Raw genomic sequence first — 23618 nt, 5'->3', positions numbered from 1 at the left:
ACGATGGGGCGCCCGCTGCGTCAACGGCCGCAGCACCCGGACGGCCGTCAGCCGTGCCCGCCAGCGCGAGGGACTCCTTGCCCGCCGCACCGTGCCTTGGTCGCCGTGCGCGATCCTCTGCAGTACCTCGGTGAGACACAGAGGGCAGTCGTGCTCATGCAGCCGGTCAGCAGCGAGGCGATCACCTCGGCGGCGGGCTCTCCGTTTTTGCCCTCACGGCATGAACCGGGTTCTCGAGTGCGAGAATCTCAGAAAAGCTGAAGGTGTGCAGGACAACGGGCGGGGGCGCTGGCAGTGGTGACGTTCAGGCCGCGGATCTTCATTGGGTCATCGGGGGAAGCCAAGGATATTGCTCACGCCCTGCGCGAGGCGTTGTCCACCACTGCTGCTCCAACTGCCTGGTTCGACCGTGCTTTCGCCGCTTCTACGACGGTGATCGAGCGCTTGGATGAGATCGCGCAGTCGGAGATCGACGGCGCTGTCCTGGTTCTGACCGCCGACGACCTGCGCACTCGGGACGGAACCACTTCCTGGACGCCCCGGGACAATGTTGTCTTCGAGCTGGGCCTGTTCATCGGCGCGCTCGGTCGGGAGCGTACGTTCGGCCTGCTGTGCGGCCACTGCGCCACGAACCTGGCGCTGCCCAGCGATCTCCTGGGCGTCACCTGGGTGCACTACCAGGATCCACGGTGTCACGGCGCCGCGCCGTCGCCGGACGCTGTCACGTACTTGGGCCAGCTGGCCAATGCGGTTCGGCCTGCCGCAGACCAGATCTTGGAAGCTCTGAAAGCGGCAAAAGTGTCCCCCGTGCGGGCTCCAGGGCTTCCTGACCTGATCAAGGCCTACCCGATTCGAGGCGCCGTGCCGCGACACACCTGGAACGAGGTACTGCAAGGTGCCAGCCAACATGTGTGGCTCTACGGAATGGCCGAACACGGGTACGCCGATGACGACGAGGTGCCAGAGCTCCTGGCGAGCGCGGCGCGCAGAGGCTGCGACATCCGTGTGCTCCTGTTGGACCCCGAGCACAGCGGAACGGTCAGTGTGGACAGAGAGGAGGGCAACCCGTCCGGAACCATCGCGCCAAGGATCCGGGCAGCACTTGCCCGGTTCCGCGTTATGGCCGAGACATGCGACGGGCGGATGAAAGTGCATGTGTATGGCGGGCCGCCGACCGTCAGCATCGTCCGCGGCGATGACCGCATTCTCATCACGCCATATGTCCGGTACATATCAGGCGACAACACGCCCACATTCGAACTAGAAAGTGCCGGCTTCAATGGCATGTTCGTCCGCTATTCTCGACATTTCCAGAAGGTGTGGGGCGAGTCGAGACCATGGAATGGGTGAAAGATGTTCGCTTTGAAACGACGATCGCGCAAACAGGCTGCGAGGCCCACCATGCAGGACGCAGACTTGGTGGAGAAGGAAGTAATTACCGAGGGACCCAAGCGGTTCATTCGTGAGAAGCTACGCATGCCGGACGGCGAGGAGATCGACTGGTATTACCTTGACACGCCCGACAGTGTCATGGTGGTTCCCATCACGGCAGAGGGTAACGTCGTACTCATCCGTCAGCACCGATACAACCTGAAGAAGTACACCCTTGAGCTTCCGGCGGGAACAGTCCTGCGAGGGGAAAGCGCCAAAGATGCCGCCCTCCGTGAACTGTGGGAGGAGACAGGTTTTGAGCTGGAGCCAGAATCTTCTCTGATCGATCTGGGCAACTACTTCCTCATGCCCTCGGAAACCAACAGGAACATCCACCTCTTCCTGGCGCCGTCCGTCCTCCAAGGAACCGAAAAGCCTCCCGGTGACACACAGATCGAGAAGTACTTCGACATGAGCGTCTGCTCCCTGCCGTTGACAGAGGCTCTCGCCGGGGTCGGACAGACCATTCACGGCATGGAGACAGCCGCAGCTTTGCTTATGGCCGACAACGCCATGAAGAGAAATCCTCTATAAAGGGTGTTGCACCTGCGACCAAAGGTCTCCAGGCCATGAGGCGAGTGCGAGGTTGCGCATGTGGGCGACGGTGTGGACGGCGTTGTCCGCTTCCTCGCCTGCAGCAGGGGCCGGCGCGGGCGTTTGCGGTGCAGCACGGCCATCCCGCAGTTGAGGTAGCGCCGTCACCGAGGACGGTCACGTCTTGGCCGTAGCGTTCGACGCGGGCACCGGTCACCTGGACGTCGCCCCCGACGCCCCCGCGTGCGGGACAGAGACTCCCTTCGCCGTACACGAACGTCATGGCGACGGCGAGCCCCGCCCAAGAAGTCCTCTGACTGGCCGTCCACCTCCGCACGTCATGGACAACCGGTTCTACCGGTACAGGTATCCGTCCCGACCGACCGGGCTCCGAGGTGGGTTTTGAGGCCCTGCGGCATGACCGTACCGAGCGGCGCAGCGTGGTCCTGCACACGAATGCCGACAACTGAGCGACAGATGCCGTGACGGCTCTCCCTGCGCCTGCTTGCCTTCGGGGGAGCTGGTTGACGCGTCCGGTAGACAGGCCGAGCAACTCTGCCGTCTTGGCCAGGGTGCGGGTCCGGCGGAGTTCAAGCACGGCCCCCTGCCGCCTCGGCCGAGGAGGTGAAGACGTACCGGATCGGCGAGCACGAGTGGTGCACAGCCGTCGTCCGCCGGCACATCGACGGAAAGGCAATCATCGCCGCCGAAGACCCGAGCGTCGACTCCGCAGGCTGTGCATGGACCACCTTTGCCCCCTTCACCCCGAACGCCGACGAGTAACCGGGATCGGACCATGCCGCCTCCCCAATGACGGGGCGTCCGTGCGCTGCGCCGTACTCAAGGCCGCATCAGCCGCAGTGCCAGCCGGTCGCTTCCTCATGTGCGACCAGCTGTTCGAAGGTCGGTCGTAGCCCGCGGATGAGACTGGTGCATAGGTTCTCCCACGGAAGCGGGATACCGCCCGGGGAATCCCCATGCGGAAAGCCAGAATTTGGCGTACGGGTGAAGGTGGGTTCCCAGTCCGCGGAGAAGTGTATGACGCCGACCACCGGATCGAAGAACCGTAGGCCGGACGCACAGTCAGGAAGGGACGGAGTGTCGTTCTTCCATGTGCGATTCCTTTTGGATTCTGGGAGAGCTAGCAGTGCCTTTTTATTCATCTTGCGGATCATCTCGTATTCTTCCTCACGCATCCTGCCGGGTACGAACAGGAGCAGGCGCTGAGGTGGGAGAATCCGCATGGCTTCGGACAACTCCCACATGGTTCCGAGGCTTGAGCCCAGCACGAGAGTGACCAGGCGGGACCGCATCATGAGTTCCCGCACCGGTTGTTCCCATTCGTCTTTCGGCAGATACATGCGCGCTGCTCCCGCAAAGGGGAGGACTTCGCCAGGGGCGCCGACGGCGACCAGTGGTCCGACGGGGCGCAGCGCGTCTGCGATATGTTCTTCCTCATCGCGACTGGATGCGACGAGGCCGATCAAACCACTCATAATATTGGGCGGCAATCCGATTTCATGGCCCCATTGTTTCTGTAGTGCGGTGCGCTCTTTGTCGTCCTTGAATGATCTCAGGTACAGCACGTAGGAGCCGGGGCGGAGTACATTCGGTGACCAAATAGCCGGTTTGATATGCCTGCGGCCTTTCAGGAATAACTTTCGACTCTGATCAAAAGCGGAAACGCCCATCATCGACAGTACGACGTAGAAACCGGACGCCGACGAGACAGGAACAACCCGGTGAGCCCCCCAGAATGTGAGTCCGAGAGCTGCCAGGCAGCATGGCCAACCGGCCAGCCACATCACGAGCCCCCTGTACGGGGCTTGGCCGGGATGTCGGGCGTAACGGGGACCTTGCCGCGTATCGCCCTTGGGCCCCAAGGTCCGTGCCCGGGCGCGTGTTCTGCTCTTGTCGGCATGATGGCGGCTCTGGGGAACCGACTGGCGGGAGTCAGTGTGCAGATTTACGGCTGGATTCGCAACAACTTGTGATGACTTCGGCGATGTTGTGCGAGGGTAGGGGAAACTCCAGGAGCCCTGCCAGGACAGCTTTTTACCGTACGGGAGGGCCCAGAAAATGCCTGCCGCAGGCAGCGAGAATAGTAGGAGTTTCAGCCCGGTGTCTTCACCGATCTTTCCATCCAGGAGTGGTGAGATGCGGATGGTCAGAGCGATCAGCAGTGCGGGCACTAGTACTTGAAGTAGGATGCCGGCCACCTGGAGGCGAGTCTTGTAGATCGCCAGGAGAGCCAGCAAAAAATTCCCTATTATAAGGCCTTTGAAGTAGCTGATAGGGATATCCAGCCCAGCGGTGTCCAGGGCAGCGAAGAATAAGATAGTTGCGACATAGCGCCGACTGGTAACCGGTCGGAATGGGGTACTGAGCGGCGCATAGAACAGAGTCCTGGGGATCGTGGGGATCTGTATGACCCATGCCGTCAAGATTCCGAGGAAGTAGCCGGGCATGGGGATCACATCGATGAGCTTGAGTCCCCCCGATTCGGCGAGAGTGCTGTAACGATCGGCGCCCAATGTTCCTCCCGTTGTGGATCTGCCGCTGTGGCGCGACTTCGATGGCGCACCGCTCCCCCGCTGACGGTGTGTGCGATGCCATCCCGTCCAACTCACCTGTGTCGACTGACATTTAGGCGGGCCGATGCCGATGTCTCTTTCGCCACCCTGCGGTTCCAGTCACGGTGCAGAGTGGGCTCCTAAAGTTCTTTCCAGCCAGAGAAATCTTCACGTATGTACATCCATGGCCAAAGCCACGCGCCAGAAGCAGCGCAGGAATACCACGGTGAGCGGTGAGGTGTGTCCGCTTGTCTTCGAGAATACGGAGCAGTCGAGCATCGCCCGCGCGTGCTGACCTAGGGCAGAATGCGCCCCTGGGGTGCCGGCGTGAGGGCGGTCCCGGCATGATGCCCGTATGGATGACATCCGAGATGCTCTGTGGAACGCCACCGTCGACCAGTCCGCCTACGGGGACACCGCGGGCTACCAGAGCGCCGTGTTCGAGCAGTACAAGCTGTGCGTCGAGATGGCTGACCGGGTGAGCGCCCGGCGGAACCTTTCGAACACATTCTTCCTCACCCTCAACAGTGCCATCGTCACCGTCCTGACCACCACGCTGCATGACGTGCGCAGCCATGTTTCCGTCTGGCTGCTACTCCCCGGGCTCGTGATCATCATCTCCATGTGCGCTGCCTGGTACGTCCTCGTTCGCTCGTATCGCCTCCTCAACGGGGCCAAGTTCGCCGTCATCGGTGCCCTTGAGGAACGGCTTCCCGCCTACGCCTACTCCCGCGCGGAGTGGAATGCGCTCGGCGAAGGACGCGACTGGCGTCTCTACCTTCCCTTGACCCACATTGAGCAGTGGGTACCAGTCATCTTTGCCGTCGCCTACCTCCTGGGCTTCTTCGCGATCGTCCTGTAATTTCGGTGCCGATAACGAATTTGTCATGAGCCGCAAACGGTGTGGATCTTTGATCCCTCTAACTCCTGCCGTGGCAGCGCCCGTAGGTACGTCAGTGTCCCGCGCCGCTCTCATCGATCAGTGTGGAGGGCTTCTCGGGCGCGTCGCCGCCGGTATGGTGACGTACGCCCAGCAGCCGCCCGCGGGCACTGAAATCGATTTGGAGCGTGTCCGCGTCCGTGGTGCCGTTGGCCCTTCTCTCGCGCAGGATCTCCTCCGCGTACAGCAAGGGCAGTTCGATCGCGAAGGGCGCCCGCCCGCCTGCCTGCGCGATCGGTTCCGTCGTATGTTCCGGACCGCCCTGCGCGCCTCCGCTCCCTGCCACGGTGTCCCTCTTGTCTTCGATGGCAAGGAACCGCCCCGTTCCCGACATCAGGACGCTGATCGGTGTCTCGTCTGTCGCCCCGTTGGACCGCATCGCGCGCAGCGCCGACTCCAGCTCGGCGACCGTCATGCAACGGCCTGCGTCGGCCTGATCCGCCGCATGCTCCGCAGCCGACAGTTCTCTGAGTACGGTGCCCATGAACGGCAACAACTGCTCACGGTTCAGCCTGCGATGGCGGCCCTCCTCCGTCCACCCGCGGACGGAGGTAGGGTCGAGCCTGATCAGGTGAGGGGTCCAGTCCGTGTCGAAGCGGATGTAACCACGAGGCGTCGGCAGCCACTTGACGCGTTGTGGGTTGCTTAGCGGTGGGTAGGCGGGCAGGCGTGGCGGGCACTGGTCGGCGTCGCTTCCCCGTCGTAGGCAGTCCGCCTCCTGCCGGAAGATCGCTTCTGCCTTCTCCCGGAACGCGTCGTACTCACTCTCATCTGTGTAGATCGAGATGAGCAGTGTCTGCGGCGCACGACGCCGTAGACACTGCCTGAGCTCCCACAGCGTTCCTTCAGAAGTACCCGCGGCGAGGAGCACCAGACGAGCATCATCGATGAGGGAAGCCACCGTCGGCTGCCAGTCGTTCAAGGGCAGATACAGCCGCGCGGCTCCCAGCAAGGGGAGCGTTTCGTCCGGTTGGCCGACGGCGATGACCCGCGCCAGACTGCCGAAGGAACGGGAGATCTGCTCCTCGACGGTGCGCGTGCTGGTGTTGACGAGTGAACCTCCCACTCGCTGGAACCGGCTGAAGGCGTGCGGCATCGTCGCCCCCATCACGTCCGACGTGAAGGGCCGGAGGTACAGCACGTAGGGGCTGTGCTTCGCATCGGCCATCGTCCGCAACACCGGAACACTGTGACGGCGCCCGCGCCGTCTGAGCCTGCGGCCACCGAGCAGCGACACGGCGGCGGCGAATGCAATCGCTCCTACGGTCACCACGCGGTACCACAGAGGATCGGTGGTACCCAGCGGCGAGAAGATCGTCCGCATGCGGCTGAAGCCAGCGATGAAGAACAGAGCGCCGAAGAACGACAGAAAGGTGCCGATCAGGCGCATGGCCCAGCCCAGGAGCCGGTGCTGACGTCGTCGCGGCGCACCAAAGAGCGTGAATTCATCCCCCGTCATGTGATCTGGCTACCAACAGCCAAACCATGATCACAAGCGGAATGGCCCAAGTACCGCAGCACCCCCACAGCTTCACACACTCCAAGCAAGGCTCACCCAGCCGGATGTCCTCCCGCTCGTCGAACGCGGTGGCTCCCCACCGTTGTCGCCCTCCAACCGCCTGGCGGGCGGGGCCACATGGCTGACTTGCCTTACGTCTCTAGATCTCCTCGGCCTTGTCCATGGCCCGCCAGACGATGAGGCGGAGGACGAGCGAGAACCAGGGACAGAAGAACGATCATGGAAGGCGGATTCCTTCGACAGCATCTGCCCAGTTATCGCCTGCCTGTGAGGGGTCGTCATACCCTTCACCCGCCGCGTCGCTTTGCCCACGCCACTGACCGGCCTGTTCCTGGCGCGCCGTTTCGTCCACCCGGCACGGTGACCGTACAAGGTGCAGCAGCCCTCGGCTGGTAGTTGCCACTACCGGTATGAGAAGGGGGAGCCGCGGGAGGACCCGGTGCAGGCCGGGCGCCACTCCCCGGCCGTCACACAGACAACCTGAAGTCCACAATCTGCCGCAAGGGCGGCCACACCTCCGGAGTGAGGCCCTCCACATCTCCTCGTGAGCGGACGTTGGCGAGCGACAGCCGGACTCAGCGCGCCGGCGTCAGTGACGGGCTGGAGGTGCTCCGGTGGCGGGTCCCATTCCTGGCTGCCGCCGATCGGTCGCACCTGGACGTACGAGGCCTCGAAGCTCATGACCTTGCCGAGCCTTTTGGTGCCGGTGTCCTCGACGACGTCTCCTCGTTGCAGCTTTTCCGCGCTCACCGTCGCCCGGACTCCCCTCCGGAAGCTGAGCCCCATGGACGCCACCGCCCCTGGTCCGCTCGACCCCGACGTCCTCGACCCGGACGACCTGCGCCGAGCCTTGGCGGAGCACTCTGAGCAGCCTTCTCACTGATCAAGAAGTGGGGCGGTCTCTCCCAGAAGCGGATCGCCTCGGCTTGCCAGCTCACACCGGGCTCGCCGACCGATCCTGGGAAGGACAGACCACCGATCCAGATCCGCCCGCGCCCCTGGGGCCCCACGGTCATCCCAGGACTCGCCCTGGCGCCCCACCACGATCGTGAACCTGACGGCAGACCTGACCCGGAGCGACCTCGTGATGGACCGCCGCGCAGCAACGCGCGCCTTGGCCGACGCCGCCGTCACCGGTGCCGCTCTGCACGATTCTCGCGAAGGATGGCTGCAAGCTGTGCCCCCCACCGAGCGGACGCGTAGGCGCGGCCGTCTCGGTCAGCGTGAAGTCGGACAACTCGAAGCGACGGCGCGCGCGTTCCGCGCCCGGGATCACAGGTTCGGCGGAGGCCTGCGCCGCGAGGCCGTCGTCGGCCAGCTCAATGAAGTAGCCGGTCACCTCGAAGAACATCAGGCGCCGGACATGAGCAAGGCCTCTTCCGAATCATGGCCTACCTCGGCGGTACAGCCGCGACCATGGCATGGGATTCCGGTATGCAGCGACAAGCACAGAGCTACTACCAGCTTGCACTGCGCGCCGCGCATGCTGGGGGCGACCATGCATTCAGCGCCAACATGATGCGAACACATTCCGCCCGAGTGCGCGCACAGCTCAGTCAGCTCTACCCATACACCGTCGGCAAGGCGTCGACTCGGTCCATGAGCGAGGGACGCACTATGATCCGCGACGTGTTGTCCAACTGAGGGAACAACGTGACCACCATCGCCGTGACCGGGCACATGGACCTGACCGACGCCAGTGTGCCTTTGGTACGGGACGCTCTCCGGGAGACTCTGAAGCCGTTCGTCGGCTCCGGTCTGACCGGTGTGTCGTGCATTGCCAAAGGTGCCGACTCTCTGTTCGCCGAGGTCGTGTTGGACCTCGGCGGACGTCTGGTCGCGGTCGTTCCCTCACGGGACTACCGGCAGAACAAGGTCAAGCCCGACCACGCCGAAACCTTCGACCGGTTGGTCGAGTCCGCCGACGAGGTGCTCGTGCTTCCCAACGACACGGCCGACCGATCGGCGTACGAGGATGCCAACCACACTCTGCTCCAGCGCGCCGACCGCCTGGTGGCGGTGTGGAACGGAGAGCCCCCGACCGGCAAGGGCGGCGGTACCGCGGACACCGTCATCGAGGCGCGTGAAGCAGGCCTGCCTGTCGACGTCGTCTGGCCGGACGGCGCCTCACGCCTTGGGTGACCAGTGGACCGCCGGTACGCGAGGCCGAGCAAGGCGTCGCCCGTGCGCTCCTTGCCGTCTGCTGGCGGATTCGCACCCAAAGGGTTCAGGCAATGAACGAGGACCAGAGTTTCCGGAAGGTCGGAGTGCATCAGCCCTTCCCGGGCTCCCTGCCTGTCCGTGATGCTCGCTGGAACGTCGCGTCGTCCCCACGCGCGGGGTTTGTTCGGATTCACCAGATTTGGCTCGCCTCGCCCGAGATCAGGCGATCGCCTTCTCGCCCTCCGCCATCTCCCCCCGCCCCCGCATCCACACGTACACCGGAATCCCCGCGAACAGGAACAGCACCCCCTGGTACACCGCCGCGTACCCCGCGCCCGCGATCAGCCAGAACGAGAACGCGAAGGACAGTGCGGCCACGATCAGGTCGCGGATCAGGCCCGCCGGGCGGACGCGGTCGCGCGTGCCTCTGGCCAGCCAATACAGCTGAGCAGCCGCCGAGAAGAGGTACGGGACGCAGCCCGTGAACGTCGTGATCAGGACCAGGACGCGGAACGTGGTGTCCGGGCCCGCCGTGTAGTTGAACGCGATGAGGATCGTGCCGAGGATCGCGCAGGCCCAGACGCCGAAGCCGGGCACCCCGCCCCTGCCGATCTTCGCGAACGGCGCCGGGAAGAGGCCGTCGCGGGCCGTCGCGTACGGCATCTGCGCGGCCAGGAGGATCCAGCCGTTCAGGCAGCCGACGATCGACGCGACCGCGACCAGCGCGATGGCCGTACCGCCCCAACTGCCGCCGGTGATCGCGTTCACGGCGTCGGCGAAGGGGGCGCCGGAGTGCACCAGCTTCTCGTGCGGGACCAGGCCGAAGACGGCGACCGTGCCGAGGATGTAGACGAGGGCCGAGCCAAGGGTGCCCAGGACGCTCGCGCGGCCGACGTTGCGCTCGGGGTCCGCCACCTCGCCCGCGCTGACCGCCGCCGACTCCACGCCCAGGAAGCTGTAGAGGAGCAGTGCGGCGGAGGCGGCCAGGGCGCCCGGCACGCTGTCGCCGGACGCGTTGAACGCGCCGAAGTTGTCCGTGTCGATGAAGAAGAGGCCGACCGTGGCGACCAGCAGCAGCGGCACAAACTTCAGGATCGTCGACACGATCTGTACCGTGCCGACCCACCGGGTGCCCGCGAAGTTCGCGGCGGCCGGCAGCCAGAGGGCCAGTATCGCGACCAGTGCCCCCAGGGCGTGGTTGTCGTGCAGGGGGATCAGTACATCGACGTACCCGACCGCCGCGACCGCCAGGGCCGCGATGCTCACCCATGTCATCGTCCAGTACGACCATGCCGACAGGAAGCCCGCGAAGGGGCCGAACGCGTCGCGCGGGTAGACGTACAGCCCGCCGGTGACCGGGCTGCGGCGGGCCAGCTTGCCGAAGAGCAGGGCGAGCAGGACCGCGCCTATGGAGAGGACCAGGAAGGCGAGCAGGCTTATCGAGCCGTACGGGGCGACCGTGGCGGGCAGGACGAAGATGCCGCCGCCGATGATGTTGCCCATGACGAGCGCGGTGGCGGCGGCAAGGCCGAAGGTGCGGCGGCGGGACGGGGTCGCGGTCGGTGCGGTCGGAGTCAGCTCCGGCTCGCCGGACTCGGTGGTGCGGGGAGCAGCAGTCATGACACTTCCAGTCGGCGGGGAGGGGCGGGGAGGATGACAAGGAAGGGCAAGGAAAGCGGGGGGTGGAGCAAGGTGGGGGGCGCGATGGTATCCCGCCGTCCCACATCGTGGGCGATTCGTTCACGCACTGGACATGTACGGCTGTCCGGGCAGCCGTCGAATAGCCTCGAAGCATGACCAGCGACGCCTCCCCCTCCCCCGCCCGCCCCTCCTTCTCCGCTGCCCTCGCCACCGGCGACCCCCTCGTCCTCGACGGCGGTATGTCCAACCAACTGGCGTCCGCCGGGCACGATCTGAGTGACGAGCTGTGGTCGGCGCGGCTGCTCGTCGAGCAGCCCGAGGCGATCGTCGACGCGCACCTCGCCTACTACGAGGCGGGCGCGGACGTCGCGATCACCTCCAGCTACCAGGCCACCTTCGAGGGTTTCGCCAAGCGCGGTATCGGCCGGGAGCGTGCCGCCGAGCTGCTCGGGCTCAGCGTGGAGCTGGCCCGCGAGGCCGCGCGCCGGGCGGACACGGAGCGGCCCCTGTGGGTGGCGGCGTCCGTGGGGCCGTACGGGGCGATGCTTGCGGACGGGTCCGAGTACCGGGGGCGGTACGGGCTGAGCGTCGGCGAGCTGGAGCGTTTCCACCGGCCGCGGGTGGAAGTGCTGGCCGCCGCCGGGCCCGATGTGCTGGCCCTGGAGACCGTGCCCGACGTCGACGAGGCCGACGCCCTGCTGCGCGCGGCGCGCGGGCTCGGGGTGCCGGTCTGGCTGTCGTACAGCGTGGCCGGGGACCGGACGCGGGCCGGGCAGCCGTTGGCGGAGGCGTTCGCGTTGGCCGGTGAGTCGGACGAGGTCGTCGCGGTCGGCGTGAATTGTTGTGTGCCCGAGGATGTGGAAGGCGCCGTGGAGTTGGCGGCCCGAGTGACGGGCAAGCCGGTCGTGGTCTATCCGAACAGCGGTGAGGTCTGGAACTCCGACGCCCGTGCCTGGACCGGCAGTTCGACCTTCACGGCCGGCCAGGTGACGGGCTGGCGGGACGCGGGGGCACGGCTGATCGGCGGGTGCTGCCGGGTGGGCCCGAAGGCGATCACGTCGATCGCGGACACGCTTCGGTGAGTGGTTGCGCGGTGCGTTGAATGTGTACGGGGGTGACCGCGCACTCGGTGCGGTGACCGGTACGCGGTGCGGTGACCAGTACGCGGTCCAGTGATCGGTACGCGGGGCGGTGACCGGTACGCGGTGCGGTGACCACGCACTCGGCACCGTGTGGGTGCCGCGACCGCCCGCCTGTACGCAGCCGCGCACGCGTAGCTGCGGGCAGTCGTGCCGCTGGGGCGGCACGGGTGGGCGCAGCGGCACCCCCTCCGCGTACGTCCGCGAACGCCCACGCCCGCCCCCGCATCACGAGGCGCAGCGCACCGCGCGCCTCGCACACGTGACCGCAGGTGACGCCGTGCTCGGCCGGGTGAAAGTTTCGGGGTGCCGGTGGCGCCCGGTGCCGCTCCCCGCCGTTCGTCCGCGCTGCTAGCCTCCCGACGGGAACCGGTTGTCGATGTGTTGTGTGTGGCCGTGCTTCCCGGGGAGAGGGGCGGGGCTCACCATGACAAGGAAGAACGGGACCGGGGACAGCCCGGCGCGCAGCACCATCCGGGATGTCGCGGCGCGGGCCGGGGTGTCCGCGTCCACCGTGTCGCGGGTGCTCGGCGGCGACTATCCGGTGAGTACGGCGACCCGGGGCAGCGTCATGCGGGCCGTTCGGGAACTGGACTACGTCGCCGACGCGCGCGCCAAGGCGGTCGCCGGTGTCGGGACGCCCACGCTCGCCTTCGTGCTCGACGACATCACCGGCCCGTCGTTCGCGCTGATGGCGCACGGCGTGGAGCGGGAGGCGACCCGGCTGGGCCATCTCTGTCTGGTGTGCAGTACGGACGGCGACGCCGCGCACGAGCTGCGGTTCGTCGAGATGATGCGTGCTCAGCGTGCCGCGGCCGTGATCCTGGTCGGCGGCACGGCCGACACCCCCGAGTACCGCTCCCGCACGGCCCGTATCGCCGACTCGCTGGCCTCTGTCGGCTCGCGTCTGGTGCTGTGCGGGCGGCCTCCGCTGGATCCCGGTACGCCGGTCACGGTCATCGAGTACGACAACGAGGGCGGCGCCTACGCCCTGTGCGCCCACATCCTCGCCCAGGGCCATCAGCGTGTCCTGTTCCTCGGTGGCCGCCCCGACCACACCACAGCGCAGGGCCGCGAACGGGGTTATACGGCCGCTCACCGCGCACGAGGCCTGGAGCCCGACCCGGCGCTACGGCTGCACGGTGACTTCACCCGGGACTCGGGTCACCGTCTGATGCGTCAAGTCCTGTCCCAGGGGCTGGAGTTCACGGCGGCGATGGCCGCCACCGACATGGTCGCGGCCGGTGCGCTGACCGCCCTGCACGAGGCCGGTCTGTCCGTACCCGGCGATGTGTCGCTCGCCGGGTACGACGACATCCCGTTCGCCCGCGATCTGCATCCGGCGCTCACCACGGTGCACGTCCCGTACGAGGAACTGGGCCGCCTCGCCGTCCGTACCGCTCTGGGGCGGACGCCGGACGACCCGGACGAGCACCTGCTGCTGGGCACCCATGTCGTCGTACGGAACTCGGTGACGGTACGGCGGTAGACCCGCGTACCGCACCCGGCCGTGCCCTCGTCGCTACGCCAGCCTGGCGTACGCCCGTACGTCGGCGTCCGCGTCCCCCGACACCGAGGCCAGTGCTTCGGCGACGCCCGGGCGGCCGTCGTGGCGGCGCAGGGCGCGGACCGCGGCCTTGCGGACGTCGGCGAACGCGTCGGTCAGTGCCCCGGTGAGGGCGGGCACCGCCAGGTCCGGGGCGGCGGCGCCCAGTGCGGTGGCCGCGCCCGAACGGACCTGCCAGGCAGGGTCGTTGAGGGCGTCTGCGGCGGCCGTGTCCAGCGGGGGCGGGCAGCCGGTGGTCGCGAGGGCGGTGAGCGCGGCGGCGCGTACCAGTGCGTCGGTGTCGGCGAGGAGGGGCTTGAGGTCGTCCGGGGTGCCGACGGTGCCCAGGCCCTGTGCGGCGGCGACCCGTACCTCTCGTGAGGTGTCGGCGGCGGCGCGGGCGAGTTCCGGTGTCGCGTCCACCGAGACCAGGGCCCGGACCGTCTGGATGCGCACCCCGAGGTCGGGGTCGGTGAGGGTGCGGGCGTACAGGGCGGCGGAGCCGAGGCGCAGGGCGCGCAGGACGTCGAGCGCGGCGGCCCGTACGCTCTCGCGGCCGGGGTCGTCGAGGTCGAGCGCGGTGATCAGGGCGTCGCGCAGGGCCTCGTCGGGCGGGAGGACCTCGACCAGTTCGCGCAGGGAGCCGGCCGCCGATTCCCGTACGCCCGCGTCGGGGTCGCCCAGTGCGGTGGCCAGGGCCGGGCCTGTGCCTTCGGGGGTCGTTTCGGTGAGGGTGGCTACGGCGGTGCGGCGTACGGCCGGTTCGGGGTCGGTGAGGTAGGGGTGCAGGTCGGCGAGGCTCGGCTGTTCGTCGGCGAGGGCGAGGAGTTCGAGGATGCGCGGGGAGGGCGCGGTCGCCGTGGGCAGGATCGTACGGGCCTTGACGGTGCCGGAGCCGACGGGGGCGACCTCGCGGGGGCCCGCGGTCGCGACCTGTTCGGGGTGGACCTCGCCGAGGACGCTGACCTCGCCGCCGGTCGGTTCGAAGCCCTCGACGGGGACGAGGTAGGGGGCCACCGGCCGGGTCAGGAATTCCATCGAACCGTCCGCCGCCTTGCGGACGTTGAGGTGCTTGAACCAGTCCGCGTCGTCGCGCTGCGGGATGTCGGTGCGGTCGTGGTAGAGGCCCCAGCGGCTCTCGGTACGGGCCAGGGAGGAGCGGGCGGCCAGTTCGGCGCAGTCGCGGATGAAGTCGACCTCGGCGCAGCGCATCAGTTCGTGCGGGGTGTGGCCGCCCATGCCGGCGATGTCCTCGCGCATCCGCTCGAACGCCTCGACGGCGAGGGAGAGTCGGGCGCCGGACTTGGGCGGGGCGACGTAGTCGTTGACGAAGCGGCGGAGTTTGTACTCCACCTGGGGCTGCGGGGGGCCGTCGGGGTTGCGGAGGGGCCGGTAGATCAGTTCGTGCGCCTCGCGGAGCTGGTCGGGGGGCAACTCGCCCTCGTAGGTGCGGTGTTCGGCGGCGGCGTCGGCGCCGGCGAGGTCGCCGAAGACGAAGGCGCCGATCATGTAGTTGTGCGGTACGCAGGCCAGGTCGCCGGCCGCGTACAGGCCGGGGACGGTGGTGCGGGCGTGTTCGTCGACCCAGACCCCGGACGCCGAGTGGCCGCCGCACAGGCCGATCTCGGAGATGTGCATCTCGATGTCGTGGGTGCGGTAGTCGTGGCCCCGGTTGGCGTGGAAGGTGCCGCGGGTGGGGCGTTCCGTGGAGTGCAGGATGTCCTCGAGGGCGGCCACGGACTCCTCGGGGAGGTGGCTGAGCTTGAGGTAGACGGGGCCTCGCTCGCTGGCGACCTCCGCGGCGAACTCGGCCATCATCTGGCCCGACCAGTAGTCGGAGTCGACGAAGCGTTCGCCGTGCCGGTTGACCTGGTAGCCGCCGAAGGGGTTGGCGACGTAGGCGCAGGCGGGACCGTTGTAGTCCTTGATCAGGGGGTTGATCTGGAAGCACTCGATGCCGCTGAGTTCGGCGCCCGCGTGGTACGCCATGGCGTAGCCGTCGCCCGCGTTCGTGGGGTTCTCGTAGGTGCCGTAGAGGTAGCCGGAGGCGGGCAGGCCGAGGCGTCCGCAGGCGCCGGTGGCCAGGATGACAGCGCCGGCGCGTACGGTGACGAACCGTCCGGTGCGGGTGTCGAATCCGGCGGCGCCGACCGCCCGGCCGTCGGCGGTGAGGACCCGGACCGGCATGACGCGGTTCTCGATGCGGATCCGCTCGCGCATCTCGCGGCGGCGCAACTGCCGGTAGAGGACCTTCTTGACGTCCTTGCCCTCGGGCATGGGCAACACGTAGGAGCCGGAGCGGTGGACCTGGCGGACCGCGTACTCGTTGTGCTCGTCCTTCTCGAACTTGACACCGTACGACTCCAGGCGCTGCACCATGGCGAAGCCGCGGGTGGCGGTCTGGCGGACGGTGGCCTGGTTGACGATGCCGTCGTTGGCGCGGGTGATCTCGGCGACGTAGTCGTCCGGTTCGGCGCGGCCGGGGACGACGGCGTTGTTGACGCCGTCCATGCCCATGGCGAGGGCGCCGGAGTGGCGGACGTGGGCCTTCTCCAGGAGCAGGACGTTCGCGCCGTGCTCGGCGGCGGTCAGCGCGGCCATGGTGCCGGCGGTGCCGCCGCCGATGACCAGGACGTCGCAGGTCAGTTCGTCGGCGTCGTGGAGGGAGGGGATCTCGGTGAGGTCCACGGGGGACTCGGTGCGGGCCATGGGGTGGTGCCTCTCAGGTGCCGAGAAGGGCGGTGTCGTGGGAAGCGGGGTCTTGGGAGGCCGTGTCGTTCGAAGCGGCGCCGTTCGAAGCGGTGTCGTTCAAGGCGGTGCCGAGGGACGCGAGGATCTCGCGGCGCAGGGCGACCGTCGCGGGCTCGCCGTGGGCGGCTCGTTCGCGGGGGCGGGGGACGTCGAGTACCTGGCCGGTGCCGAGGAGGGCGACGCGGTCGCCGAGGAACACGGCCTCGTCGACGTCGTGGGTGACGAAGACGACGGTGGCGCGTGTCCCGTTGAGGACCTCGACCAGCAGGTTCTGCATCCCGGCCCGGGTCTGCGCGTCGAGCGCCCCGAACGGTTCGTCCATGAGTACGGCGCGCGGACGCCCGGCGAGGGCGCGGGCCAGCTGTACGCGCTGGCGCTGGCCGCCGGACAGCCGGTGCGGCAACTGCTCCTCACGGCCGGCCAGGCCGACCTGGGCCAGCCACCGAATGGCCTGCGCCCGGCGTTCGGCGCGTGGCAACTTCCGTATGGCTAGCGGGAGTTCGACGTTGCGGCGGGCGTTGCGCCAGGGCAGGAGGCCGTCCTCCTGGAAGACGAGGGCGCGGTCGGCCTCGGGCCGGGTGATGGGCCGGTCGTCCTGGCTCACCTGGCCCTCGAGGGCGGGCAGCAGCCCGGCCAGGGTGCGCAGCAGTGTCGATTTCCCGCAGCCGGACGGGCCCACGACGGTGAGGAGTTCACCGGGGGCGATGTCGAGGTCGAGGCCGCTGAGCACCGGCAGTTCCGGGCGCCCGATGGTCGCGCCCGACAGCCGCAGCCGTACGCCCTTGGGGGCCTCGGTCTCCACTGCGGACGTAGTGACCTGGGTCGTCATGAGGTCGCCCTCCCGGACGCTTGCGCGGTTGCGGCCGGGCGGCGGACCCGCGGGCGCACCGCCCGTTCGGCGGCCGGGCGGGGCAGCCAGCGGGTGACGCGGCGGCCGGCGACCTCGACGGCGGTGGAGGTGAGCCAGCCGAGGAGGCCGATGGTGGCCATGCCGACGAGGACGCCCGGGTAGTTGACGATGGTGTAGTCCTGCCAGGTGCGGTAGCCGACGCCGTACTGGCCGGAGATCATCTCGGCGGAGATGACACAGATCCAGGACACGCCGATGCCCACCGAGAGCCCGCCGAGGATGCCGGGCAGCGCGCCCGGCAGGACGACGGAGGCGAGGACGCGCAGCCGGCCGCCGCCCATGGTGAGGACGGCCTCCTCCCAGACCGGGGTCAGGGCGCGGACGGCGTGCCGGGTGGAGACCAGGACGGGGAAGAACGCGGCGGTGAAGGTGATGAAGACGATGCCCTGCTCGTTGGTGGGGAAGAGCAGGATCGCCACCGGTACGAGGGCGATCGCCGGGATGGGCCGCAGGACCTCGAGGAGCGGGCCGAGGAGGTCGGCGGCGATCCGGGAGCGGGCTATGGCGGTGCCGACCGCGATTCCGGCGACGGCGGCGAGCGCGAAGCCGGTGAGGATGCGGGTCAGGCTGTCGGTGAGGTCCTGCCAGTAGACGGCCGTGCCGAGGCGGTGCGCGAACTCGCTCGCGACCTGGGTGGCGGTGGGGAACTGGGCGAAGCGCAGCCAGAGGTTGACGTGGTGGCTGGTGAGGAGCTGCCAGATGCCGAGCGCGGCGAGCAGCGAGGCGGCGCGCAGCGCGTAGCGGGCGTACGGGGTGGAGAAGGCGGAGCGGGCGGCGGGGGCGGTCATTTGGCTGCCTGCCGGAGTGCGTCGGCGTAGCTGATGATCCGCGCTCCGGTGTGGGCTGCGGTCCAGGCGTCGGCGGCGGCCTCGGTGACGAAGGGCTTCAGGGCGGTGCCGTCCTGGACCCACACCGACTTGTCGGCGAACCAGCGGGTGCCGGTGGTGGCGTCGGGGACGTAGGCGGCCCGTACGTCGGCGCGGTGGGCGGCGACGTAGCGCAGCAGGGCGGCCGGGTCGGCGTAGGTGCTGGTGGTGGTCGCGCCCTTGAGCCAGACCTCGGGCTTGGAGGCGGGGGCCATGGTGGCGGCGGCCTTGGCGTATCCGGTGCCGTAGGCCTTCTTGAGGTAGGTGTCGTCGACGAAGTCGGAGACGTTCACCGGGCCGGCAAGCTTGGCGGAGACCAGCAGGGGGACGTCCTTCTTCAGGGCGGCGACCAGCTCCGGCTTGAGGGTGGGGTCGAAGGTGGAGATGCCGCCCTTGCCGTTGTAGAGGTAGACGACCTCGGGGGGCAGGCCGGTGACCTCGGCGACCTTCTCGGCGGCCGTGACCGGGTGGGCGTCGAGATACTCGGTGGCCTTGATCTGGGCGGCGAGGAAGGCCTCGACGACGGCCGGCCGCTGGTCGGCGAACGCGTGGCGCACGGTGACTCCGTGCAGGGTGGGCAGGCCGAGGGAGCCGCCGTCGTACAGGGCCTTCGCCTTGCCCTGGAAGGCCAGCAGGCCGGGCCAGGCCACGAACTGCGAGAGCGCGTCGACGCTGCCGCCCTCGAGCGCGGAGGCGCCCACGGCGGGCTGCTGGTTGAGCTTGCCGATGTCCTTGTCGGGGTCGAGTCCGGCCTGTTCCAGGGCGCGGACCAGGGTGCCGTCGGCGGCGGAGCCGACGCTCGTCGACACCTTCTTGCCGCGCAGGTCGGCCAGCGACTTCAGCTTGGAGTCGGGGGCGGTGACCACGGTGTTGAGGGCGCCGCGCGAGTTGTAGCCGGTGACGGAGACGAGGCGGGTCGGGGCGTTCAGCTGCTTGCCCCGGGAGGCGTTGATGAGCAGCGGGAAGTCGCCCATGGAGCCGATGTCGACCTTTCCGGCGACCATCGCGGCGGTGATGGGGGCGCCGGTGGCGTAGTCCTGCCATTCCACCTTGTAGGTGATGCCGTCGCGGGCGCCCAGGGCCTTCAGGGCGCTCTCGAAGTAGCCGAGGGACCGCAGCAGCGTTCCGGCGGTGACGGTGTTGATGGTCTTGGACTGGTAGCCGACGGTCACGGTGACCGACTTGCTGTCCCCGGCGCTCGCCGAGCCGCCGCAGGCGGTGAGCGGGAGGAGCAGGGCGGCGGCGAGGACGGCCGGAGCGATCCTGCGGGACGGGCGGGTCGGGCGGGTGCCACGTGCGGGGGCGGTGCCGGGTGCCTGGGTGCGCGCCACGGAAGCCATGCGGGAAGAACCTTTCACCGGAGGAGGTAGGGCATGTTGACGGTGACCGCGCCCGTGGGGCAGCGGGCGGCGCACGGGCCGCAGTACCAGCACTCGTCGACGTGCATGTACGCCTTGCTGGTGTCCGGGTCGATGGCGAGGGAGTCCAGCGGACACATGTCGACGCAGAGAGTGCAGCCGTCGATGCACTTGGACTCGTCGATCGTGACGGGCACGTCGGCACGCTGGGGGACGAGAGGCATGGCTGTCTCCGGGAATCGGCTGTCGAGGGTGTGGGTGAGGTGTGAAGGGTGGTTCAGGTGGACCGGTGGAGCAGTCCGCGCATGGTGATCCGGTCGCCCCGGAAGCGGATGAACTCCAGGTCCACGGGCCGCCCGTCGGACAGACAGGTGAGCCGCTCCAACATCAGTACGGCCGCTCCGCGCGGGGCCTCCAGGACGGCCGCGGAGTGCGCGTCGGCGGTGACGGCCTCCAGGGTGATCTCGGCGGTGCCCAGACGCCGGCCGGTGATCTGCTCGAGCAGCCGGAAGACGTCGGTGTTCTCCAGGTCGGCGCCCAGGAGCTCGACCCCGATGTCCATCGGGATGTAGGTGAGGTCCAGCGACAGCGGCACCCCGCCGAGGCGGCGCAGCCGCTCCACGTAAAGCACCTCGGCGCGCGGGCGCAGTCCGAGCCGGGCGGCGACCGGCCCGGGTGCGGGGACCGGGCTCATGGTGCGGACCTCGTTGGTGACGTGGCCGTGCTCGTGGAGGGTCTCGGCGAGGCCCATCAGCCGGTCCAGGCCGTGCGGGTACTTCTGACAGGTGACGACCGTCCCGACCCCGGGCAACCGCTCGACCAGCTGTTCGGTTCGCAGCAGGTCGAGGGCCTGGCGCACGGTGTTGCGGGACGCCCCGTAGTCGGCGCCGATGGCGTCCTCGTGCGGGAGTACGCCGTCGGGGAAGCCCTCCGTCAGGAGCTGGTGGCGCAGCAGGTCGGCGAGCTGCCGCGCCCGATCCGCGCGCAGCCGGCGGCGTCGCGCTGCCGCGACGGGCGCGGTGTGTTCGCGAGTGCGGTCGGCGGGCATCGGGGCTCCCAGGTGGGCGGGGTTCGTTTCCCCCGGACCATAACCGTGGGCCGCTCGCTGTGGTGTTGCGGCAGTGTTGCGCCACCACCACAGCGGTCGTTCACCGCCGTGAACTGGATGTTTGCCGCCACGAGTGAGAGATCTGCCACTTGGCCGGATCTCATCTGATGGCGGTGATCAACGCCGGGGAAGCCCTCCCGGACGGCGCAGCCGTCGTACGGCGGAGAGGGTCTCCGCGCCCCGGACGGGCAGCCGGGGGCGGGTGGCCGAGCCCGACGCGGCTTCCGGAGTCGTCGGGACCGCCGAGGCCCGGTCGGCCGCCCACAGGGCCAGTTCGCGGTCCCGGGGACCCTGAACGGTGTGCGGGTCGCCGTCGCCGAAGATCCGCACCGGGTGGGAGGCGTCCCAGGGCTGCCAACCGGGGTCGCCGTCGACGGCGAAGCGTACCCACGCCGTGTGCATGGCCTCGGCGAGGTCCTGCGGGGCGCCCTCACCGGCGAGTTTGGCGGACTCGGGTGCCTCGCGGGTGTCGAAGACGAAGCCCAGTTCGATGGCATGGCAGGCGCCGAGACCGGGCCTGGTGGACGGCCAGGCGAACTCGTAGACGTAGGTCCCGCCCTCGCTGTGGGCGTCCGCGAGCCGGTGCAGCGGTACGCGCAGCAGGTGGTCGGTGACCAGCTGGCCGACGAGGTCGGTCGTCCCGGCGTCGGGATGCAGGGTGCGGTAGCCGCGCGGCACCTCGGGGCCGCAGTGGCAGCGGGCCATCGCGCCGGCCAGGGCGACCGGACCGAGCCGGTCGACGCGCTCGACGAGCCCGCCCGGCACCAGCCACAGCCGGTACTCGTCCCGGGTCCAGCCCAGCAGCAGGTCGACGTCGGCGGCGACCCCGTCGACCAGGGCTTCCAGCGGGTCACGGGGTACGAGGTCGTCGTCGACGACGATGCCGAAGGCGGGCCCGCCGAGCACCGGGCTGCTCAGCCGCCCCACCTCGCCCTGGGTGCGCAGCAGCAACTCCCGGTCGACGGCGGCGAAGGCCTCGGCGGTCGCCGGGATCTTCAGCCGGGTCGCCATCCGGCGCACCATCCGCCGTACCTTGTCACGGTCGCTCACCTCGGGCGGCCCGCTCTGCAGCACCGCCCGCCGGAACAGCCCGCGTGCGCGGGGGGAGGCGAGCAGCGCGCCGATGCTGATCGCGCCGGCCGACTGTCCGAAGACGGTGACCCGGTCGGGGTCGCCGCCGAAGGCCGCGACCGACGCCCGCACCCACTCGAGCGCGGCGAGCTGGTCACGCAGGCCGGGGTTGGCGGGCGCGTCCGGGAAGAGGCCGTAACCCTCCACACCCAGGCGGTAGTTGATGGAGACGAAGACGACGCCGTCGCGGGCGAAGGCATGCCCGTCGTAGACGGGGACGGCCGAGGAGCCACGGGTCAGGGCGCCGCCGTGGATGAACACCATGACCGGGAGGCGGGCTCCCCGGCCGAGCGCGGGTGTCCAGACGTTGAGGTTGAGGCAGTCGTCGCCGGGCACCACCGGGTCGGACAGCAGCCGGGCGAAGGCCTCCGAGTACGGCGGTTTCGGCGCGGTGGGGCCGAAGCCGCCCGCGTCGCGCACCCCGTCCCAGGGGGTGGGCGGCACGGGCGGCCGGAACCTGCGGGGACCGAAGGGCGGTGCGGCGTACGGGATGCCGCGGAACACGGCGATCCCGTCTCCCTCGTACCTGCCACGGACGTCTCCGTGGGGCGTCCGCACCACCGGGTCGGTCGTTTCTGCCGTCATCTGCTCACCGGCTTCCTCGCCGCTCGTGAACCGTAGAGATCAGAGCAACACATGACCTGCCGGTATTCCCGCGGAAGGAGCCTTACGGTGGGTGTCCGTGCGGCTATTTGGCGTACATGAGCGTGCCGAAGCCGAGCTGGTCGAAGCCGCCGCTCGTCGTGCCGTAGTCACCTCCCCCGCCCTCGGGCCGGACGCTCTCGGCCATCGCCTGGATGTACGGGACGGACAGTCCGCGCCGCTTGGCGTAGTGGTAGTAGAGGAGGTCCCAGACGGGGCGGACCTGGCCCCGGCTCGTGGAGGAGATCACGGTCTGTGACGACTGGGTGCAGTTCTGGCCGGTGCCCCAGGTGTAGGTGGTGTAGGGGACGTCGTTGCCCAGGTTGTACTTGGCGACGTACTGGGCGGCCTTCATGAACCGGTTGCTGTCGTACCCGTACAGGTCGTCGCCCTGGGACCAGGCCGTCTCGCAGAAGGCACCCAGCTGGCCCATGCCCATCATGGTGTGCCCCTGGTCCCGCCCCGACTCCTGCCACTGGCCGAGGGCGTAGCCCGCGGAGTCGGTGTACAGGTAGGGGACGGCGTGGGCGAGGGAGCCATTGCCCGCGCCGGACTTGAAGTAGTTGACCGCCTGGTCGTACTTGGCCGCGTCGTCGCACAGGATCCCGATCGCGAGAATCGAGTTCATGTTGCAGAGGTCCCAGTTGGCCCAGTAGTTGGTGATGCAGGCGTCGTTGTGGCCGGTGAGGAACTGGTTGTTGAGCGGGTAGAAGACGTTGAGCATCATCGTCTTGAACCGGCTGAGGTCGAACCCGCTGTAGCCGCGCATGAGTTCGGCCGCGTTGGCGAACTGGTAGCCGTAGATCCCGGCGGCCAGGAAGCGGTCGGCGTTTCCGGTGACGGAAGTGAGCGTCGAGGACCAGGCGTTGAGGATCCGCACGGCCGTGTCGCCGTTGGCGGTGGTGCCCGCGATCTTCCAGCGGAGGGCGTTCTGGTAGGCGGCGTGGATGTCGTTGTAGAGGATGGTGTAGTTCTCGCCGGTGCCGCCCCGGACGATCGTGGCCTGGGGGCGGGGTGTCCAGGTGGACGCGGAGTGGGAGTTGGCGGTGAGGCGGTTCCAGCCGGACAGCCAGGGCTCGGTCCCGGCGGCTACGCGGACCTTGGCGCGGTTGAGTTCGCCGTAGGCGTGCAGCATGCCGGGGTGGGTGAAGGTCGCGGGCGCGGCCTGGGCGGTGGGGGCCGAGATCGCGGCGGCGGAGGTGCCGACGGCGAGGGCGGCGGTGAGACCGCCGACGGACTTCAGCAGTCCGCGGCGGCCCAACTCGGTTTCTCTGTCGGGAACTTGGTGGGGGTGGGACTGCGAGGAGGAGTGCGTGTGGGGGTTTTCGCGGCTCATTGCGATGCATCTCCAATCCTGGGGTGTCCA

19 protein-coding genes and 1 pseudogene are annotated in these 23618 nt (G+C 68.8%); 7 read left to right on the top strand and 13 right to left on the bottom strand.

The genetic code is table 11. The annotated features are described in order from the left end of the window. Window positions 1-294: 294 nt before the first annotated feature. Complete coding sequence (locus tag ABZ855_RS17495; protein WP_360807624.1) at window positions 295-1350, top strand: TIR domain-containing protein; 1056 nt, start codon at window positions 295-297, stop codon at window positions 1348-1350. A gap of 69 nt (window positions 1351-1419) precedes the next feature. Beyond that, window positions 1420-1965 (top strand): NUDIX hydrolase, encoded by a 546-nt coding sequence (locus ABZ855_RS17490; protein ID WP_360807686.1) that lies wholly within the window; start codon window positions 1420-1422, stop codon window positions 1963-1965. A 72-nt stretch (window positions 1966-2037) separates the two neighbouring features. Here ABZ855_RS17490 and ABZ855_RS17485 read toward each other — a convergent pair. Further along, window positions 2038-2143 (bottom strand): annotated as a pseudogene (locus ABZ855_RS17485) (IS5/IS1182 family transposase); the annotation flags it as partial. Between the two features lie 446 nt (window positions 2144-2589). Between ABZ855_RS17485 and ABZ855_RS17480 the strand changes: the two are divergent. Further along, window positions 2590-2748, top strand: a complete 159-nt coding sequence (locus ABZ855_RS17480) for a hypothetical protein (RefSeq protein WP_360807622.1) — start codon at window positions 2590-2592, stop codon at window positions 2746-2748. 68 nt (window positions 2749-2816) lie between these two features. On the opposite strand, the gene ABZ855_RS17475 is transcribed toward ABZ855_RS17480, so the two are convergent. Next, window positions 2817-4499: a hypothetical protein gene (locus tag ABZ855_RS17475; RefSeq protein WP_360807621.1), complete on the bottom strand. Its 1683-nt coding sequence runs from the start codon at window positions 4497-4499 to the stop codon at window positions 2817-2819. Between the two features lie 394 nt (window positions 4500-4893). Between ABZ855_RS17475 and ABZ855_RS17470 the strand changes: the two genes are divergently transcribed. Continuing rightward, window positions 4894-5400 (top strand): hypothetical protein, encoded by a 507-nt coding sequence (locus ABZ855_RS17470; protein WP_360807619.1) that lies wholly within the window; start codon window positions 4894-4896, stop codon window positions 5398-5400. A gap of 91 nt (window positions 5401-5491) precedes the next feature. Here the strand turns inward: ABZ855_RS17470 and ABZ855_RS17465 are convergent, their stop codons facing one another. After that, window positions 5492-6937, bottom strand: a complete 1446-nt coding sequence (locus tag ABZ855_RS17465; protein ID WP_360807617.1) for a hypothetical protein — start codon at window positions 6935-6937, stop codon at window positions 5492-5494. 1072 nt (window positions 6938-8009) lie between these two features. Further along, complete coding sequence (locus ABZ855_RS17460) at window positions 8010-8348, bottom strand: hypothetical protein (protein ID WP_360807615.1); 339 nt, start codon at window positions 8346-8348, stop codon at window positions 8010-8012. Window positions 8349-8650: 302 nt separating this feature from the next. On the opposite strand from ABZ855_RS17460, the gene ABZ855_RS17455 reads away from it, so the two are divergent. Beyond that, window positions 8651-9139 (top strand): hypothetical protein, encoded by a 489-nt coding sequence (locus tag ABZ855_RS17455; protein WP_360807613.1) that lies wholly within the window; start codon window positions 8651-8653, stop codon window positions 9137-9139. Between the two features lie 240 nt (window positions 9140-9379). Here the strand turns inward: ABZ855_RS17455 and ABZ855_RS17450 are convergent, their stop codons facing one another. Beyond that, complete coding sequence (locus ABZ855_RS17450) at window positions 9380-10780, bottom strand: amino acid permease (protein ID WP_360807611.1); 1401 nt, start codon at window positions 10778-10780, stop codon at window positions 9380-9382. Between the two features lie 173 nt (window positions 10781-10953). Between ABZ855_RS17450 and mmuM the strand changes: the two genes are divergently transcribed. After that, window positions 10954-11883: a homocysteine S-methyltransferase gene (gene mmuM, locus ABZ855_RS17445; protein ID WP_360807609.1), complete on the top strand. Its 930-nt coding sequence runs from the start codon at window positions 10954-10956 to the stop codon at window positions 11881-11883. Window positions 11884-12367: 484 nt separating this feature from the next. Further along, entirely contained in the window at window positions 12368-13429 is a 1062-nt protein-coding gene (locus ABZ855_RS17440; protein ID WP_360807607.1) for a LacI family DNA-binding transcriptional regulator, read from the top strand. A gap of 33 nt (window positions 13430-13462) precedes the next feature. Here ABZ855_RS17440 and ABZ855_RS17435 read toward each other — a convergent pair whose 3' ends face one another. The 8 genes from ABZ855_RS17435 to ABZ855_RS17400 form a co-directional block, all read right to left on the bottom strand. Continuing rightward, window positions 13463-16195, bottom strand: a complete 2733-nt coding sequence (locus ABZ855_RS17435; protein ID WP_360807605.1) for a fumarate reductase/succinate dehydrogenase flavoprotein subunit — start codon at window positions 16193-16195, stop codon at window positions 13463-13465. 13 nt (window positions 16196-16208) lie between these two features. Next, window positions 16209-17066: an ABC transporter ATP-binding protein gene (locus ABZ855_RS17430; RefSeq protein WP_360807604.1), complete on the bottom strand. Its 858-nt coding sequence runs from the start codon at window positions 17064-17066 to the stop codon at window positions 16209-16211. Next, complete coding sequence (locus tag ABZ855_RS17425; protein WP_360807602.1) at window positions 17063-17935, bottom strand: ABC transporter permease; 873 nt, start codon at window positions 17933-17935, stop codon at window positions 17063-17065. The genes ABZ855_RS17430 and ABZ855_RS17425 overlap by 4 nt, the downstream gene beginning before the upstream one ends. Next, entirely contained in the window at window positions 17932-19353 is a 1422-nt protein-coding gene (locus tag ABZ855_RS17420; protein WP_360807600.1) for an ABC transporter substrate-binding protein, read from the bottom strand. Before ABZ855_RS17420 ends, ABZ855_RS17425 begins: the two co-directional genes overlap by 4 nt. 14 nt (window positions 19354-19367) lie before the next feature. Continuing rightward, a complete protein-coding gene (locus ABZ855_RS17415) occupies window positions 19368-19595 on the bottom strand; it encodes a ferredoxin family protein (RefSeq protein WP_006376935.1) in 228 nt (75 codons plus the stop codon). Window positions 19596-19648: 53 nt separating this feature from the next. After that, window positions 19649-20419 carry a GntR family transcriptional regulator gene (locus tag ABZ855_RS17410; protein WP_360807598.1) on the bottom strand — a complete coding sequence of 257 codons (771 nt, stop codon included), beginning with the start codon at window positions 20417-20419 and terminating at the stop codon, window positions 19649-19651. Between the two features lie 177 nt (window positions 20420-20596). Continuing rightward, complete coding sequence (locus tag ABZ855_RS17405; protein ID WP_360807596.1) at window positions 20597-22195, bottom strand: carboxylesterase family protein; 1599 nt, start codon at window positions 22193-22195, stop codon at window positions 20597-20599. A 103-nt stretch (window positions 22196-22298) separates the two neighbouring features. Next, window positions 22299-23588 (bottom strand): alginate lyase family protein, encoded by a 1290-nt coding sequence (locus ABZ855_RS17400; protein WP_360807594.1) that lies wholly within the window; start codon window positions 23586-23588, stop codon window positions 22299-22301. Window positions 23589-23618: the final 30 nt, after the last annotated feature.

This window comes from Streptomyces sp. NPDC047042, assembly GCF_040644035.1.
Classification (GTDB): Bacteria; Actinomycetota; Actinomycetes; order Streptomycetales; family Streptomycetaceae; genus Streptomyces.
Note: the sequence above shows the minus strand (reverse complement) of the source record. Positions and strands in the feature narration are given on the sequence as shown.

Excerpts from the sequence above, each read along its gene's own strand:
- ABZ855_RS17470 (WP_360807619.1), top strand. The coding sequence starts at position 4,894 with ATGGATGACATCCGAGATGCTCTGTGGAACGCCACCGTCGACCAGTCC.
- ABZ855_RS17465 (WP_360807617.1), bottom strand. The coding sequence starts at position 6,937 with ATGACGGGGGATGAATTCACGCTCTTTGGTGCGCCGCGACGACGTCAG.
- ABZ855_RS17460 (WP_360807615.1), bottom strand. The coding sequence starts at position 8,348 with ATGTTCTTCGAGGTGACCGGCTACTTCATTGAGCTGGCCGACGACGGC.
- ABZ855_RS17450 (WP_360807611.1), bottom strand. The coding sequence starts at position 10,780 with ATGACTGCTGCTCCCCGCACCACCGAGTCCGGCGAGCCGGAGCTGACT.
- mmuM (WP_360807609.1), top strand. The coding sequence starts at position 10,954 with ATGACCAGCGACGCCTCCCCCTCCCCCGCCCGCCCCTCCTTCTCCGCT.
- ABZ855_RS17440 (WP_360807607.1), top strand. The coding sequence starts at position 12,368 with ATGACAAGGAAGAACGGGACCGGGGACAGCCCGGCGCGCAGCACCATC.
- ABZ855_RS17435 (WP_360807605.1), bottom strand. The coding sequence starts at position 16,195 with ATGGCCCGCACCGAGTCCCCCGTGGACCTCACCGAGATCCCCTCCCTC.
- ABZ855_RS17430 (WP_360807604.1), bottom strand. The coding sequence starts at position 17,066 with ATGACGACCCAGGTCACTACGTCCGCAGTGGAGACCGAGGCCCCCAAG.
- ABZ855_RS17425 (WP_360807602.1), bottom strand. The coding sequence starts at position 17,935 with ATGACCGCCCCCGCCGCCCGCTCCGCCTTCTCCACCCCGTACGCCCGC.
- ABZ855_RS17420 (WP_360807600.1), bottom strand. The coding sequence starts at position 19,353 with ATGGCTTCCGTGGCGCGCACCCAGGCACCCGGCACCGCCCCCGCACGT.
- ABZ855_RS17415 (WP_006376935.1), bottom strand. The coding sequence starts at position 19,595 with ATGCCTCTCGTCCCCCAGCGTGCCGACGTGCCCGTCACGATCGACGAG.
- ABZ855_RS17410 (WP_360807598.1), bottom strand. The coding sequence starts at position 20,419 with ATGCCCGCCGACCGCACTCGCGAACACACCGCGCCCGTCGCGGCAGCG.
- ABZ855_RS17405 (WP_360807596.1), bottom strand. The coding sequence starts at position 22,195 with ATGACGGCAGAAACGACCGACCCGGTGGTGCGGACGCCCCACGGAGAC.
- ABZ855_RS17400 (WP_360807594.1), bottom strand. The coding sequence starts at position 23,588 with ATGAGCCGCGAAAACCCCCACACGCACTCCTCCTCGCAGTCCCACCCC.